The organism is Paenibacillus sp. LjRoot56, from assembly GCF_964253335.1.
GTDB lineage: Bacteria > Bacillota > Bacilli > Paenibacillales > NBRC-103111 > Paenibacillus_E > Paenibacillus_E allorhizoplanae.
Window position 1 is genome coordinate 977045 of record NZ_CAXURV020000003.1, and the last position, 17141, is coordinate 994185.

At 43.6% G+C, this 17141-nt stretch carries 14 protein-coding genes and 1 pseudogene; 4 read left to right on the forward strand and 11 right to left on the reverse strand.

What is annotated here, in order from left to right:
* Positions 1–23: 23 nt before the first annotated feature.
* Positions 24–1010 carry an ABC transporter substrate-binding protein gene (locus ACSQ8O_RS23425; protein ID WP_436243571.1) on the reverse strand — a complete coding sequence of 329 codons (987 nt, stop codon included), beginning with the start codon at positions 1008–1010 and terminating at the stop codon, positions 24–26.
* 369 nt (positions 1011–1379) lie between these two features.
* Between ACSQ8O_RS23425 and ACSQ8O_RS23430 the strand changes: the two genes are divergently transcribed.
* From ACSQ8O_RS23430 to ACSQ8O_RS23440, 3 genes are all read left to right on the forward strand, one after another.
* Positions 1380–1712 carry a PadR family transcriptional regulator gene (locus tag ACSQ8O_RS23430; RefSeq protein WP_436243572.1) on the forward strand — a complete coding sequence of 111 codons (333 nt, stop codon included), beginning with the start codon at positions 1380–1382 and terminating at the stop codon, positions 1710–1712.
* Positions 1709–3040 carry an FtsW/RodA/SpoVE family cell cycle protein gene (locus ACSQ8O_RS23435; RefSeq protein WP_436243573.1) on the forward strand — a complete coding sequence of 444 codons (1332 nt, stop codon included), beginning with the start codon at positions 1709–1711 and terminating at the stop codon, positions 3038–3040. Before ACSQ8O_RS23430 ends, ACSQ8O_RS23435 begins: the two co-directional genes overlap by 4 nt.
* A gap of 108 nt (positions 3041–3148) precedes the next feature.
* On the forward strand, positions 3149–3682 hold the full coding sequence (locus ACSQ8O_RS23440) for a hypothetical protein (protein WP_436243939.1): 534 nt from the start codon (positions 3149–3151) through the stop codon (positions 3680–3682).
* 137 nt (positions 3683–3819) lie between these two features.
* Here the strand turns inward: ACSQ8O_RS23440 and ACSQ8O_RS23445 are convergent, their stop codons facing one another.
* Positions 3820–4077 (reverse strand): hypothetical protein, encoded by a 258-nt coding sequence (locus tag ACSQ8O_RS23445; RefSeq protein WP_436243574.1) that lies wholly within the window; start codon positions 4075–4077, stop codon positions 3820–3822.
* Positions 4078–4558: 481 nt separating this feature from the next.
* Between ACSQ8O_RS23445 and ACSQ8O_RS23450 the strand changes: the two genes are divergently transcribed.
* Positions 4559–4771, forward strand: coding sequence for a hypothetical protein (locus ACSQ8O_RS23450; RefSeq protein WP_436243575.1), 213 nt, complete (start codon positions 4559–4561; stop codon positions 4769–4771).
* Here ACSQ8O_RS23450 and ACSQ8O_RS23455 read toward each other — a convergent pair.
* The 9 genes and pseudogenes from ACSQ8O_RS23455 to ACSQ8O_RS23495 form a co-directional block, all read right to left on the reverse strand.
* Positions 4737–5528, reverse strand: a complete 792-nt coding sequence (locus ACSQ8O_RS23455; protein WP_436243576.1) for a Nif3-like dinuclear metal center hexameric protein — start codon at positions 5526–5528, stop codon at positions 4737–4739. The two genes, ACSQ8O_RS23450 and ACSQ8O_RS23455, sit on opposite strands and share 35 nt — an antisense overlap.
* Positions 5529–5561: 33 nt before the next feature.
* The gene (locus ACSQ8O_RS23460; protein ID WP_436243577.1) at positions 5562–6077 is read right to left on the reverse strand and encodes a DUF402 domain-containing protein; all 516 of its coding nucleotides are present in this window, start codon (positions 6075–6077) and stop codon (positions 5562–5564) included.
* Positions 6078–6089: 12 nt separating this feature from the next.
* Positions 6090–6617, reverse strand: a complete 528-nt coding sequence (locus ACSQ8O_RS23465; protein ID WP_436243578.1) for a hypothetical protein — start codon at positions 6615–6617, stop codon at positions 6090–6092.
* 52 nt (positions 6618–6669) lie between these two features.
* On the reverse strand, positions 6670–8019 hold the full coding sequence (locus tag ACSQ8O_RS23470; protein WP_436243579.1) for an ABC transporter substrate-binding protein: 1350 nt from the start codon (positions 8017–8019) through the stop codon (positions 6670–6672).
* A 24-nt stretch (positions 8020–8043) separates the two neighbouring features.
* Complete coding sequence (locus tag ACSQ8O_RS23475; protein WP_436243580.1) at positions 8044–10410, reverse strand: bifunctional diguanylate cyclase/phosphodiesterase; 2367 nt, start codon at positions 10408–10410, stop codon at positions 8044–8046.
* A gap of 199 nt (positions 10411–10609) precedes the next feature.
* Positions 10610–11224, reverse strand: a complete 615-nt coding sequence (locus ACSQ8O_RS23480) for a vWA domain-containing protein (protein ID WP_436243940.1) — start codon at positions 11222–11224, stop codon at positions 10610–10612.
* Between the two features lie 129 nt (positions 11225–11353).
* Positions 11354–11866, reverse strand: a pseudogene (locus ACSQ8O_RS23485) (TerD family protein); the annotation flags it as partial.
* A 108-nt stretch (positions 11867–11974) separates the two neighbouring features.
* A complete protein-coding gene (locus ACSQ8O_RS23490) occupies positions 11975–14287 on the reverse strand; it encodes a helix-turn-helix domain-containing protein (RefSeq protein WP_436243581.1) in 2313 nt (770 codons plus the stop codon).
* 75 nt (positions 14288–14362) lie between these two features.
* Positions 14363–17092, reverse strand: a complete 2730-nt coding sequence (locus tag ACSQ8O_RS23495; protein WP_436243582.1) for a hypothetical protein — start codon at positions 17090–17092, stop codon at positions 14363–14365.
* Positions 17093–17141 lie beyond the last annotated feature (49 nt).

Below are 17141 nucleotides of genomic sequence, written 5' to 3' on the forward strand. Positions count from 1 at the left end.
GCGTTCATCCCTAAGTGTTTCAACTATTTAATATCAAAATATTTGTAGAGATCCGCTAGCATCGCTTTCGCTGCCATCGAGCCTCCCGCTAAGTTCCATGTAATCGTGTCTACTTTAAAGTATTTACCGTTCTTCACACCCTTGAGATTTTTCCAAAGTGGATGAGACGTCCAATCGTTCTGCGATTTCTCTACTGCAGGTTCCTCCGCGTTCAGACGCGTAATATCAAAGATGTACTCGCCATCCAACTGGGACATTTGCTCCTTCGTTGTGATGTTTACTACAGCCTTACCTTCTACAATCTGTGCTTTCGGACGCGGTAAGCCCAGTTCCTTAAAGATCGTTCCAGCAAATCCAGTTGCATAAAAACGCGCACTGCCGTCTCTTTCAAAGCGGATAATCGAAACTTCGGATTTTGCCAGTTTATCCCCGGCTTTTTGTTTAAACTCCGCTACCCCTTTATCCCAATCCGCTACAATCTTCGCACCTTCTTGCTCCTTATAAAGAGCATCCGAAGCATATTTCAAATTTGCTTTCCAATCGAAAATCTCTTCTGTGATGATCGTTGGCGCGATGCTTTCCAATTGCGGATAAATTTTCTCGTGGCGAGCTTTGGTCCCAATGATCAAGTCTGGTTTCAATGCTACGATCGCCTCAACGTTCGGCTGCGTTTCTTCACCCAGATTCTTAACGCCTTCCATATTGGCTCTCAAATAGTTGTACCATGGCTTCTCTTCCCATGATTCAACCGAACCGACAGGCTTGACGCCTAAATGTGTAACAATATCCGTCATACCATTGAACAGAACGACGATCCGTTCTGGTTTTTTCTTCAAAGTAACGGTCCCCATCGCGTGCTTGATTGTTTTCTCTACCACAGCTGCAGCAGTTGCTTTAGCCGCTTCTGGTGATGCCGTTGTACTGCTTGCATTTCCGCCTGTTGTCCCACTGCCACAAGCCGTAATGGCTAGTGCTAGCAACAGCACGATCATCATTTTTAAAGATTTCATTCGGTTTCTTCCTCCTTGTACAGCAGAGCACACACTGGTGATGAACAAGCCATCTATTTAGAATGCTAATGCTGACTCCCTATTTTATAATTGATAATAATTCTCAGTCTCAATTATAAAGGGCTGAAAATATATTGTACATATCCGATTTTATCCGATTCATGTACTAAATTTATCTTTGGTGGGACGTTCGTTGAAGATATAAAAGCCTGCATCCACTTGAAAATGGATTCAGGCTTTTGGGTTAGCGTTGTGTTATCATCTAATTTCTCTAAATGACAGCAATATATTGCCATTACCTTCCTTTTGTTTTATATTATACATAGATATTCGATGCATCGTAATCCTATAGTCAAAAAGGAGCCAACCATGAAAATCAATAAAGAGCTCATGAAAGGAAGCACCGTCATTCTGATTCTTACCCTTTTGGATCGGAAGGACATGTATGGCTATGAGATGACCAAAGAAATGGAGAAGCATTCCGATGGCGTATTCACGTTAAAGGAGGGTACGCTCTATCCCATTTTGCATACGCTTGAATCTGAAGGCTATGTTGAAGCTTATTGGGATGAGAAAGAGGGACGGAAACGTAAAAATTATCGCCTAACGAAGGCAGGCAAAGGCGAACTCAAAGTGAAGAAACAAGAATGGTCGCTTTTTCGCAATACGGTGGATCGTGTTCTTGGGGAGGGCGGCGTATGAGTAGCTTTCGTCATCATGAGGAGATCACTACGTTCTTGAAACAGGTTTGTCGCGAAATTAAAGCAAAAGAAGTCCATTCAGAAGTTCGTCTGGAGCTTGAAAGTCATTTGCAGGAATTAATTGAGGAAAAACTAAGTAGTGGGTTCGATTTGGATGCTGCCGTTAAGGAATCTATTTCTCAAATGGGGACGCCTGATGTGATCGGGCATCAGTTTCATCTTGCCCATCGGCCTCGTTTTAACTGGGGGCTTCTTGCTGTCGTCGTAGCTCTTATGGGCATCGGTTTGGTAGCTATATTCTCTGCTCAAGCCGCCAACTATCGTCCATATCTCAATTCACTTGGCAAGATGCAAGTTATGTTTTTTAGCGTAGGCTCATGCTTGATGCTGTTGATCAGCTTTAGTAACTATCGTAAATTAGCCGGATACTCATGGGTCCTCTATATCGGCACAATTATGTTACTTAGTTATGTCCTACTTTCTGGAGATATGATGAATGGCATTAGAGGTTATGTTAGGTTTGGGCTTATTCAACTGAATATCCCTGCGCTCTCCCCCTACTTGCTGCTCATTGCTTTAGCTGGAATTTGGAGTAAACCACAGAGAACTATTGCGAACGAATCCTCTCTACGTGCGTTCATTCGAAAGAGTTGGATCAACGTAGGAACTGTCTGGCTTCCAAGTACACTCCTTTTATTTACACATTCAATTAATAATTTCGTACTGTTCTTTATTGGATGTTTGAGCTTGCTGCTGGTTTTGCGAAAAAAGCGTGCCCTTCTCGCTGCGCATTGTAGCCTACTTGCTGCTGCATTTGGCTTGTTCGTACTCAAATTAAGCTATCAGGCCGATCGTCTTTACGCCTATTTACATCCAAATCAAGATCCGCTAGGTATGAATTATGTGCTGACTCAATCCAAATTAGCTATTCAATCTGCTGGTTGGTGGGGATATGGCTTTGGTGCTCCGCTTAGTAAACTGCCTGCGCTTCAATCCGAGATGATGTTCCCTTTCCTCATCTACTGTTTCGGCTGGTGGGCTGGAATTGCTCTAGTCATGATGGTAGCTCTGTTCGTCCAGCAGACCGTTAACGTTTCCCGGAAAGTGAAAGAGCCCTATGGAAAAGCCATCGTAACTGCCCTATTAGCTGTGTTTACAACGCAATATACGTGGAGCATGCTCATGTCAATCGGTCTAGCGCCATATAGTACCTTTCAACTTCCATTCATTAGCTATAGTGGATTACTTGCTATTCTTCAATTTATATCCATCGGTCTCATGCTTAGTGTATATCGGCGTAAAGACCTCGGCTCTTACCTGATGACATAGACGTGTAGCTCGCACCTCTTTTTCACCCACTCAGCAACTATCCCTTACCAATTTGTCCTACAGACATATACATAAGAGAAAAGACCTATGGGGAGGTTCTGTGTGATTATGAAATCAGACCGTCTCACGATCATTATTGAAAAAGGGAAAAAACGTATCATTACGCAATCGCCAATTCATGGCATCGATAGACTGGTATTCGTTATTAACCATCAATTTACGAATGCCCCGAACACGACGCAACTCGCAAGTGGTGCAGGCCGCAGCAGTGCTGCTGGCAGTAACGCCGCTATTAAATCACCGCACAGTCAGCAACAGCAAAGTGTTGGAGCAGGAGGCAAAGCGAAGAACCGAATAGGGAAAGGCGCTAAAGGCAAGTTATCTGGTGTTGGCAGTAAACAATTAGCCAAGATCCGCCGTAAAGGTAAAGAAATCATCGTCGTCATTAACGATCAAATCGTGAAGCTCCCCAAACATGCAGCGAATGCTTCGGCTACCCAGGTGGCAAGCGGCGCTGGCAAGTACAGCACGAGTGGGACCAACTCCGCTATCGAAAGTCCGGGTACGAAGCAGCAGGATGCCGTCGGCGGGAATGGGAAGGCTTCTAATACATTGGCTAGCAAGCGTAGGAAGAAGAAGTAACGTGCTGGCATACAAAGAAGCTAAGCGGCTTACTGCGCTTAGCTTCTTTGCTTTGTGCAAGCGAGAGTGGGCACCTCAATTAACCTCCAAGGGACCATGCTATGCTTAGTACACACCTTGGATTAGTAAGACAACGCTTATAACCGATCCCACGCCACATACAAACATAACCCTGCTAGCACATAAAATGCACCAGAGATCCTAACTTGCTTTCGGAATTTTATCGCATAAGTACAAAAAAAGATCGCCGCAGCGAGTTTGGCTACACTTTGGACATTCGTCGAAAACCCAGAACTACTAAACACAACTGCAATAACCAATGCAGTTAGGACAAGTATTTTAAACCATAGTGGCTCTTTCAGAAATTGCTTGTAGAAATACTTAAAACGCTGCATAATCCCGATCTCCTTCCTCAAATGCATTCATTCTTGCTAGGAATACTAACTTTCCTAATTATGCCATTAATTCAAGCATGAAATCTATAGTTACTGCTACTGCTGCTTGAAACTACTCTTCTACTTCTACTTCTACTTCTACTTCTACTTCTACTTCCACTTCCACTTCCACTTCTACTTCTACTTCTACCATAATCTGTCTCGCCCCACGCTATGTCGACCGAATTAAATTAACTGGATATTATGTAGCTAATTTTGCTGATTCTGCTCATTTACAAGCAATAGCTGGATTTCATACAGTTAATTTCAGCCAAAAGCTCATATACCACTAATTGTGCTTATATTAACTGTACATTTTCCATCTATTCACTCAATCTCAGGAAAATCGGCAAAATTAACTGTATTTTTTCCATTTATATACTAAACCTGCGCAAAAGGGAGGGCTTCGAGGAGGGCTCGTGGCGGGGTGGAAGTGTGATCGATGCAGAGCTCGTGGTGGGGTGGAAGTGTGGCCGATGCAGAGCTCGTGACGGGGTGGAAGTGTGGTCGATGGCGGGCTCGAGGGAGAGATGGTGGATGGTGGATGGTGGATGGCGAGCGGGCCTCACAAAGCAAAAAGAAGCCGCCGCGCAAAGCGACAGGCTTCTTTTTCATCATTCTCAAATCCGCTGTACCGCAAGCGGGCACTCCATGAATGCCACCTGCACCTCAGGAAACGCCTCGCGTAACATCTCCACAACTGTCTGCATGCCTGCTTCTTCACTCTTCTGGTGTCCCGTTACGATCAGCGCCTTCGCCATTCCCATATCCGCGGCATCCCTCACATATTCGTTCGTTTCCCATTCACTCGTCTCGCCAACAATTAGTACATCGATATCCTGACTTCCGAGGAATTTGATATGAGAACGGCCACCGGAAGCTCCTGGCATTAGGCCCATACGCTTCACGGGCAGATCCGGATTCCCGGCTACAAGCATATTTTCTATGCCCAGTTTACTTTTCAGATGAGCAACAAGGGTGCGTACGGTATGCACTTCATCAAGAGGCAACGTAAGCAGCCTCATATTCTCAGGACTTGCATAAGATTCCCATTCTAGCTGCTTCAACATGCCTACCAGAATGCCGTCTGGTTTATAGCTATGTACGTAATCGTGCAAACGAAAAATCGCAATACCCGATTCCTCGATCAGCGCACGCTTCTTTTCATACACTGGATTCCCGCTAAGCCACTCGCCTTCATCCATATGGTTGTAATACGTCGGTTCGTGCGTGATGATGAGATCGACACCTGCTTCGACAGCTTGCTTAATTGCCGCATACGTCGTCATAAATACAACAGCCACTTTTTGAACTTCCGTATCCAACCGTCCACTTTTCAGCGTATCTACTGTCTTCTCTAGTTGTCCAACGGGTTCAATAAGGCGATCTAGTATCATTTGTACCGTAATCATGATAAATGAAACCTCCCCATAGTTTCGTAATCATTACCTGCATGACCTAGGAATACAATTCATGAACTTTTCGAGATAACCATCAAACGGAAATTCCTTTTTTGCAACCTTTTCCTTTAAACTCACTAACGCTTGCTCGGCTTGCCCAATCAGATCAACGGGATAACCGAATTGAATCGCATGGGCAGCAAATTCATCTTCATCAACAACCTGCCAAACACCATTTCTTCTCACATAATCTAAATCCAAATCAACAAAAGAAACGGAGTTCCCCTTCATCACTGCCGGCTGATTGATATTACAATAGAACTGTTCTAACCTGCCGTCAACAACTTCAGCACTAACTGTAAACCAAGAATCAAATGAGAAAAATTCAATAGACCAATTATCAATCGTAAATACACTTTGCTTCGTGTAATGATGCAGCTGTCTTCCGTACTCACCTAGAACAACAATATGTGAATCCGTCTTTTCTAATAAGGTTGTGTTCCATTCGTAATGTTGACGATTACCATATTTTAACGCCTGAATTGTGATTTGATTTGCCATTGTTTCATCCTTTTACGTTTCAATCAGAAATCTGATTTCCCCCATGATCGCATCAGGAAGCGGTTCATTCATCAGTCTGATAAGAATGTCTTTATTAGCACCGACTTCTTTCAAATAGGACAGCAATATCGCCGCTTTCGCACTCCTATTCATAAGGGCATAGGCCACATACCAGACCTCAGGGCTGCCAACTTGAATACCGTTCCAAGTAGTACTCGGGATGGAGGGCAGTCTGCATTGACCTTCATCCGTATAAATCGAGAGTCCTCCGATAATCTCTACCTGAGGTGCATCACTCTGTACGACTAGCTTATAGTCCGTGCCAAATGGGTAGTCCCCACTCGTTATTTCTTCGATGTGCTCGTGCTGCAACGCATTCTTGACCTGCTCTTTTGGGGCTTCAACCATAACATCCCAGTCACCCACCGTGTTCGTTAAACCAAGGCTCAGCATTAAGCCGCTGCCACCTAACGAGTAACGAACGCCGGCTTGATCTAAGGTTTGAGTCACAGTAACTAGGTTCCCTATATCTGGAATCACTTGAGGCTCTCCTTTTCAAAAACATATCAGCTATTTTCTATTCTATCACGTTTCAATTCTTGTTCAATTCAATCCCCGTTGTTCGTTTCTGTTCCTTCCAGAAAGCATCCCACTTACTTAACGTTTCCGCAATTGTGGCATTCCCTGATAGCATCGCCTGCCCCGATTCCATCGCTACCTTGTCCCAGCTGCTGTTGCCTGGATATTGGAAAGGTGGTTTGAAGAGAAGGAAAGTATCTGGCTTGAGCGTCATATCGAGCAAGGTTCTATAGGGTCCTGTTTGGAAAAATGCATCAGAAACCGCGGAGGTGTGAATCGGTATCAGGCCGTATTTTTTGGATAATTCCGTATTTTGCTTAGCTCCGGAAAGAAAAGCAATCAGCTTCCATGCTTCCGCTTTATGCTTGGAATACGATGCAATCCCCCAGCCGGCTCCGCCAACACTTACAAGCGCATTCCCTTTGGGGCCTGTTGGGAGAGGTGCTGTTGCCCACGTTCCTGGCTGCATTTTATCCTGTATCGTTTGAATAACATCTGGATCCTGCAGCAATATACCTGTTACACCTGAGGTGAACGCCTCCACCTGTTCTTGGAATCCCCAGTAAATCGAATCGGGTGGCGAAGCATCCTTATACAGGTTCATATATAATTCCATCGCTTTCACCGCTTCAGGTGAAGTGTAAATCGTCGATCCGTCACTCAGAAATTGACCATCATCGAGATTTACGCGATCACCATTATAAGCCCTGATCAACGTATCCGAGATCGTAATCGACCCTTTAGCGCCACGAAAGGAAAAGCCATACTTATTCTTCGCAGGGTCTGTTAGTTTTTTACTCGTTTCATACATCTCTTCCCACGAAGAAGGCGGTTTAAGGCCTGCAGCCTCCAGCCAATCCTTTCTGTAAAACATTTGACGTTGATACAAGCCGTTCGCGATAAAGTAATTCTTACGTCCCACAACTGAGATCGATTTGGCTGCATTAGACAGCGTATTTAGTTCATCCCAAGAAGACATGTACGTGTTTAATGGATCAATATAGCCTTGACTCGCCAGATCAGCGACATTAATATCTCTGACTTCCATAACGTCGAGCTCTTGCTTCACATTCAGCATCGTCTTAATGGTAATATCCGCCTGCGTAAACGGGGGTGATATTAATTCCACATGGATATTGGGGTTTTGGCTTTCGAATTGGGTAAGTAAACCTTTTAAAATGACCGTTCGACTCTGATTCGTCAAGCTCTCGATCATGCGCAGCGTTACTTTCGTGTCGTTAGATAGCGATGAAGTTGGCAAGGGATGCTCCTGACCGGAACACCCCATTACGAAGGTCACAAGCACAATCCAATTCATAACGAATAACCAATTCTTCCTATCGCGTTGTTTAATCCTCATCATGGTTTCCCCCTCGCGCTCAAATGGTTAGCCATTCTGTAGTTGTTTCCCAATTGTGTCAAACACCCTTCTCTCTGCCAGCAATTCTGCACATTCGCCTGTCGGAATGGGACGACTGTAAATGTAACCCTGAATCTCATCGCAATTGCAGGCTTGTAATAAAGCTACTTGTTCCATAGACTCTACGCCCTCGGCTGTCACTCGTAAATTCAAACTGTGTGCCATGATGATGATCGCTCCGACGATAGCACGTTCTTTCTCATTGCGTACAATGTCATCTAGAAACGATTTATCAATTTTCAACCGTTGAATCGGGAAATTTTTCAAATAATTTAAGGAAGAATAACCTGTGCCGAAATCATCAATGGAAATTTTCACCCCTAAGGCATACAAGCCTTGCAAGGTTAAAATAACCTGCTCCACATCTTGCATCGCAATGGATTCCGTAATTTCCAATTCCAAATATTGCGGCTCCAAGCCTGTTTCCTCCAGGATCTGTGCAACGGTTTGGATAATCTCTGAATTCTGGAATTGGTGAATCGATAAATTGACAGCTACATGCACCTTAGGGAGCCCTGCGTCCTGCCAAGCTTTGTTTTGCTTACACGCTGTGTATAAAATCCATTTGCCGATGGGCACGATGAGCCGTGAGTACTCAGCAATAGGAATAAACTCCGACGGTGGAATGAAACCATGCTTCGGATGATCCCATCTGGCTAGCGTTTCAACCCCGATGATACACCCTGAGTCTAGTTCGATTTGAGGCTGATAATAGAGAAATAACTCATCCCGCTCTATCGCATGGCGCAAATCTCTTTCTAATGACAGCTTTTCATATGTATTTTTTTCCATCGTGGTGTTATAAAACTTATGATTATTTCTGCCGCTTTCCTTCGCACTGTACATGGCAGTATCCGCGTGCTTAGTTAGGCTTTGGATATCATTTCCATCCTGCGGATACATACTAACACCTATACTAACAGAGACATGAAGCTCTTTCTCTTCATAATATACCGGCTTCTGAATCTGAAAGGTAATCTCTTGAATGATTGTCAATATTGCATCTGGATCCCCTGAGTTCGGTATCAGCACCAGAAACTCGTCCCCGCCAAAACGAGCAATGGTACATGATTTATCCAAGATATCTTCTAGTCTGCGCGCTGTTTCAATGAGCAGTCTATCGCCCGCTTCATGGCCAAATGTATCATTAATAATTTTGAACCTGTCCAAATCCAGAAAAAGAACGGTAAATTCCATCTTATATTGCCGCGCGGATTGAATTTCCTTTTCAATAACCTCCATAAACAGCTTCCGGTTTGCTAAATCCGTCAAGTGATCGTGGTAAGCCATATATCGGATTTTCTTCGCATTCCGTCGCCGTTGTAAGTAGTAGTTAAATAAGTAGGTAATGATTGCAATTCCGATCATACTTATCAACATACTATTGCCAATCGTGTTCGCATCTTTAAACAATTCCGAGCCTGGGATCACAGCCTGTACAGTCCAGTCACTGGCCGCTAACTTCTCCGCAACAACCAGTTGCATCTCCCCATTCACCTTGACCGTCTTACTTTCGGAAGGATGTCCAGCATGAATTGGATTTGCTCGGAACAAGTTAGGAATACGATAGAAGTCTCCTTCGATTTCTGAATTCGTCCTGGTCAACAATTGATTGGCCGGATTCAGAACAACCATTTCTCCACTTGATATATCACCTATGGAACGCTTTAATACCTCCGAGCTGATCTCAATGAGAAGCACATATTTCATACCTGATCTCAATTTAATGAGCCGATTGATGGCAAAAGAGGGTTGTCCTAAATCCGAGTAGCCATATCTTTTCGTAGGGAGCCATCCGATTTCACCATTGGCAATAACCGCCCTCTGAAACCACTCTTCTTTACTATACTCGATTAATTCCGCATGGAGCGTATCCGTTGTAATTTCTTTCAGCTTCGGATCTACTGGGATCACATGAATATTCGTGATATCACTTTTGCTAAAGAATCGAATAGCGAAGCTCTCAACAATTTTATTCCTAGCCATGAATTTCTCATTCTGACTTGTTGTCGCACTCCCATAAATGCCCAGTTGATTCAACATTTCCTCATCAGTCAAAATACTAAAGGTTAAATCCTCGTAATTTCGAAAAACAATATTTAACGTGTCTCTAGATTGCACAACCGTTTGCTTGGTAGCTGAAGTCACCTTGTCTATGACAATCTGCTGCGAATGTGAGTAAGAAAAAAAACTGAATCCAATAAAGAGGATCGCTGTGCCGCCAACTGCCCAGACCAACAGCTTCAGACCCACCGACTGTACGCCCGGGGCTTTGCGGAACAAGTTAAAATTATGCCGCCATTGCCTAGCGAGCCTGGATAATAGGTGTATCAAAAGGATGGTCAACTCCTGTCTACTCTACGGTTACTGAACTAAAACCTATCATAACCTATAATTGTTTAGTATCTATATAGAAAATCATTAATAATGTATTAGCATTACGATGATTCCTTTATTTATGCATGTACTGAAGTGCAAAAAGACTACCCTTGTTGAGGTAGCCCTTGAGATTGAATGGTTAGGGGCCCGTTCATCAACTCCGAATAACCCTTTTATCCTTCGCTTCTTTAAGCCATAATGGAAATTCGTTCAGCAGCTGATTATATAAATCTTCATCGGATATCTTAGCAATATCCTTAATGTGAATAAAATTGGCATTGTCTACGATTCGACCTTCCATCGTATCCAGCTTCTTCAAGACTTCGAAATCAGAATCTCCTATTCCGACGAATTGCCAAAAAAGTGGTTTGAGTGAGGATTCCACGATTACTTTTTTAATTGATTTTACAACTCCGCCATCGTTAATAAAGATAACAAACGCTGGAAGCGGTGAATCCTTTTCAACTGTATATTTACGAATAACATCATTCATAACAGGAGGTTCGTTATTACGGCCAAACTTATGGATATCTCTGTTATTCAAAATATTTTTTAACACATATTGATCAAAATCTTGCTCTGTTGCAGCAGACAATCGACTAAATTCGTTGTCATACACCCAAATGTCTAGCGTCGCATTATCATCAAATTTACATGCTACCGCCAGTATCCGTTCAACAACCTCTTGAACTGTCCCATTCTTATACAAGAGTTGCATGGATCCTGAGATGTCGAGCACTAAGCCAACTCTAGCTGCAACATTGTTCATCTTTTTCTTCTCTAGCGTGATTTGAACAAGCTTCTTGCGTAGATCGATAGTTGAGAGGGCTGGTTTCTTTTCTATATCAACCGTTTCTTTCACTACCTCGTCCTCGATCTCTAAGCCAAAGTTCGTACATAACGCCGCTAATCCGCCAAAAAAACCACTGCCAATCGCATTAAACTTCCATTCCCCATTGTGCCTATATAATTCCCCAACGACTATTGCTGTTTCTTTCGACAAGTCTGATCCATATTCATAACGAAATAGTTCCTCGTCACGATCGGCATCCATGAGTCTTACATACCTATTAGAAACATCTTGCATGCTGTATCCGAACTTTTCACCTTCATGAATGGTTAACGAAAAAGCAATCCTTGCTGTACTTTCTGGGATCTTCGACAGACATAAGGAGATGACCTCTTTATCTGGTCCACTAACTTGACCATGCATCACTCCTCCATTTAGCGCAACTGGATTCCCGTAAAAGATAAAGTCTTCATCTTTTTCGCACCGATTATTTGCCGATAATACAAAGCACGAAGAATCTATGCTCAATTTTGAATCTGCCGACCATCCAAATTGCAATTTTAGGTTTGATAACCCTTTTCCCTTAGTTACATCTATCTTTTGACCTTTTGAAAGAAGCATACATGTTTCTCCTCAGCATATAAAAAATAGTAGTTTATACCTCTTCAACAGTATCATGATTTCCTATGAAAACAAAGAAGCCGCGATGATATCATCGTGGCCACTTCATTAAACAATTTGCGACGTTTCTCGCTTCAACATGTGTTCTCGATACTCGGTTGGTGTTAAACCCGTGTATTTTTTAAACGTTCGCAGAAAGCTCCTCGTATTCGCATAACCTACTGCATCCGATACATCATTCACTTTAATCGACTTGTCTTTCAACAACTCCATGGCAGCCTTGATGCGAATTTCAATCATATAATCGATAAAATTGCTCTCCGTGTGATCCTTAAACAATCTACTGATATATGGAGGAGTCAGATGAAACATGCTGGCCAGTCGTTCCAAAGATAGATCATGCTCTTGATAATGCGTACGAATATAATCCAGCATTCGCTCAATCGTCTCATTCTTCCCGCGTTGGCTGCGCTTTTCCTCTATTTGAGAGGCCAAACCCTCGAGAATATCGCCAACCAGCTGTTCCGCTTCCTTCCAGTTTTCACACTTTGCGATACGCTCATAAATGCTGCTTAATGGCCCCATCGATACTTCCGGTTCAATGCCAATTGCACTTACAGTTTGCAGTGATTTCATCATGAGATCGTAGCACAGCTGCCTAATCAGCTCCGGTGGAAGATTACTTTCGACAGCTGCACGGAAGGTATCTGATAAGTAAGCAAGCATCTTACCCCGATCGGTCTGCTTTAAAGCTTCCATGACTGGATCGGACATTCGGCTGAGCTTGTAATAATCTTGTCGGTCTGGCGGCTGTAAATCGTCTATAGATATCACTGAGTGCTTTCCGAAAATCATTTTATAGAGTAGTGCCTTCTGTGATTCATCGAACGAACGTGGTATCTCCTGCATATCCATACGGCATGTGCCTACACCAACCGTCACTGACAAACCAAATTGTTTTTTCATAATATCAAGAATCAATTCAAGAATGACCAATGTCCGCAAATGATTTTGCTCTGGGTCACCTTCAGCAAAGCTTAGCAAGACAGCCGCCCTGCCGCCTCCTAAGTCTATAGCTGCTCCTGCATGCTCTGATCGAATCAACTCTTCCGTAACATTACAGAACATATAGGTGTACAAAGCTTCGTCACGCGGTGACAGTTGTTCGCCATCTTTGCTAATTTCTGCTGTACACACAAGGAAGCGCTCCGGATACATGCGTATCCCCTGAAACTCCAAATGATGATACACTGCATGGAAATCAGAACGACTGCCATTCAATAGCTCCATCATGATCTTCCATTTGAGCATTGGCTTCGAATCCCTCACATGCTGTTCCAAGTGCTCACGGTCTGTTAGGATTTCATCGAAAATATGCTCTAAGCTGCTGAGTCCAATGCTCTCAGCTCCCTGTCCTCTCCCCTTCTTCATACCAGACATCTTGCCTGCTAATCGGTCTAACGGCTTAAAGGTCCAGCGATTCACATAGAATAAGGCAGACAACGCGAGGCTGAACATGATAACGGCAAAAATGAGCAACAGATTGCGTGTAACTTTAAGGGGTTCAAATACCGTCGATTCCGGCATAATGCTGACAACTTTCCATCCCGTATATTCACTTGTCCGATAAAAAACAGACTGCTGCACGCCATCCAATTTAACGTTAAACGAACCGCTATCCGAATCTGTTAGTATCGTAGTTATATAGGGTAACGACTTCATATTGCGGTAAAGCTGAGTTTTATCGTCATGCGTAACGACGTTCCCTTCTGCATCCAGAATGAAGAAATGACCGGGATGACCATCCTCATAGATCGTCTTAATCATTTGGAACAATTCATCCTCTTGAATACTAATGGCCATGAGACCCTTCCTAAAGCCGGGGCTACTGAGGGCTGGAAAACTGCGGACCAAAGTAATTACATCCTTTGTTTTTTGACCATCCCATACTTTCTGCGTCGACAACCACTTGAAATATTCGGGCATATCCAAATATTGGGCTAACCAATTAAACTCTGTCGAGGCTTGTTTTAAAAAAGTTGCCTCGGTCATTAAATCTCCGCTAACATGAGAATAAGCAAATACAGAGGAGTAATTCGGATTATTCGCGATAAAATCCCTCAGCCTTGTCGTCAGCGTGTAATGGATACTGTATCTTTGTGCATCATCACTATAGCTATTATTCATAAAATAAATAAACTCCAACCCCTCAGCCATGGAGAGCAAATCCTTTTCCGTCTGGCGGAAGGCACCCTCGATCTTGGAGTCTACTTGTTTCAATAGTGCAAGATTCGTATCTTTCAAATCCTTTTGCAGCCTACCCACTGTCCCCGTATAGGACAGCCAGAACGTTAGGCTGATAATAAAGAGGAATACGATGCCATAAATCATCATGGCCTTCGCAGAAATACTGTTTCTCATGGCAGGCCTCCATTCGGTCGTGCACTTGTTTTTTATTGTATCATTAACACGACCTTCAGGAGGAATAATTATACATTAATTAATGGAATTCACAGTTACGTTCGCCAGAGAATAGATAAACAAAGGTGCTCCTGTAAGAGGTACGCTTACAACTCCCGAAACTGCAGCGACATATTTATAGCTTCCATCAATGCCAACAATCGTTACTCCTGGTTCAGTCGTCTCAATAACCGCTGTTCGTGAATTGGTACTTGTTGTTTGCCAACTGGCATCCCATAAAGACGTGATGTATCTATTCTTATTCTCATCCCAGAATTGATAGCCATAGTAAGGATTGGCAATGCCCGGTACCACACCTAAATAGTTTGCATCTTTTAACACTCTAATCAGCGTATAGTAACCGTAATAACTCTCCTTAGGCTTACCATTCCAGTCGATTAACCCTAAGTTATGCTCCAAGTTATTCATCTCCGTGCCATCATCGGCAAAATCATACCAGTGCATGGTACGAATTCCGTTTGCAATGGCATGCATATAGGCTCTAGCCAAATAATTACGTTGGGTCGCACGATCTACTTTTTTCAAGTAGCTTCCGCCTGTGTAAGTGCTCCACCCTAACTCCGTAATAACAATCGGTTTGTCTCCATCACCATGGCTCGTCATCGTATCTTTCAATTGCTGCAGCGTGTCGAGAAGCTTCTCCGGAGTACCCTGATCAAGTCCAGGTACAGCTGGATATTCATATTTGACATAAGGATGGACATCCATGACATCGAAATAGGTCTTCACTAAAGCACCATTCTGCCCATCGGAATTATAGAAATCGTCCAGCCAATTTAAACCTTTGGCGGGATCTAAACGATCGAGACCCGCAAGTGCAGGCTCTACAAGCAGGCTCTTGCTGCTGATGGCTTTCAAGCTATCATGGTTTATCTTGAGTTGACCTGCTACAGATGCTGGATTTCGATTGGCAAGATCAGGTTCATTATAGGTCGAGAATGTATAGACTCCTCCATTATTATCCCCCTCAACATAACTCGGTCCATGATAGAAGTAGTGGAAATTCAATCCACTTTTACCATACAAGGTTTTCATGGCATTACTGTGATCCCACCATCTGTTCTTGTTGATACCTCCAAGATCTCTTAGCAAACGCAATTTCGTCATCAAAAAGAGATCTTCAGTCTCACCATGGTGCATATAGTTTCCACCCCCATAGGGAGCATCATTGATGGCGAATATATCTCCGACACTTTCACCTCCAAGTACAGATGGTGTTGTTACTTTCAACGTTTGCACATCGCGCCTTTCAACACCAGTCGCTTGGAAGGGGGTCACTGCTACATAATAAGTGGTCTCGGGCTTCAAGGCGAAATAGGGTAAATATTTACCTAATTGTTCAACGGACTTTGCCTCAGCTGTAAACGTAGGCTTTAATCCCAATGTACTAGTAAAGGGAGAGGTCTCCACGTAGACACCATATTTGTTCACATTATTAACCACACTGTTGTAACTGGACCAATCGAGATACATCGTGCTGTAATTTTTGAGCTTAGCCGTGAACTCTACTTGATCCGGTGTTGCCTGCTTAGGAAGTGACGCATCATAAAGCTTCCAGCCCCAAATTGCGATTTCTCCCACCGTCAGGATTTCCGAATTATTCGCGTTATGCATAATGATTTTGACATATTTGGCAAACTGACCAGGAACGCCGTAGCTTGGTGTATTCACGAACACATTAGCCGTACGGCTGCTTGTATTCGTCGTGTAACTGAGGGATGTGTAATTCACACCATCTGTACTGACGAGAACTTCATACCCGTCCATGAACTTATTCCCCCCCGATGCCAAGGTCCATACGTCAATTTTCCCAATTTGATACACATCGTTTAAGTTAAATACAACCGCACCGAATTTCCCTTTGGAGCCCCAGATCGAGTTGGTCGTTGAGGCTGCATCGGATTCCGTGCTAGATCCGTCGATTAAATCCGGCTGTCCCCCTACCGTGTCATTCTTGGATCCATCGTTATCAAACTTGATTAAATCGCCATCTGTGATGAATGGATTCTCGGTTAACCACGTGTAAGAAGCACCTGTTGCAATTTTCGGCTTGGACGTATTGTAGGTACCGGAAGCTCTCAAATAGTTATTGCTGAGTATCGCCATAGGCTCAAGTGCATCTCCAAGAACCGCCACTTCACCTAGCCTCATGACTTGCTTGTTCGGATCTTTATGCATAATAACTTTCAAATATTGCGCATTGACAATAGGCTTAATGGCAAGTGAAACAGGAGCAAAACCCGAATCTGGCGCATTCGTGTTCTCCTGAATCCCGACCCGATTGTAAGTTAAACCGTCATAGCTGGCGTATACCTCTAACTGATCCATATAACTTTGATTGTTCGTGTCCGCCCATACGGTAACTGAAGATACTTTAAATACGGATTTCAAATCATAGATGATCGTTCCATAAACCGCCGCTCCTACAACACTCCCCGTCGAATTGCTGGTATTCTCATCTGGGCCGTTACCACCATCCGACATATCCGGTGATGCTGATTCATCCGATGCAAGGAGACCTGGATCTGTCGCATGGGTCCCTTCGGACAGCCAAGTATAAGACGCACCTGTTGCAATTGCTGGCGTATCTGCCGGAAACAATTCACTTCCAACAGCGTTCCCACTTAGCAGCTTTTGATTGACTGCCGCCTGTACGGTTTGACTAGTGGGGATCACTGCGGAAAACGAGCCAAGAAGAATCACAAAAGCACTTATCAGAGCACAACTCTTTTTCGTAATACGCATGGCAAAGCTCCTTTCTGGATGGTTAACTAGTGGGTCGGTACACCATCTG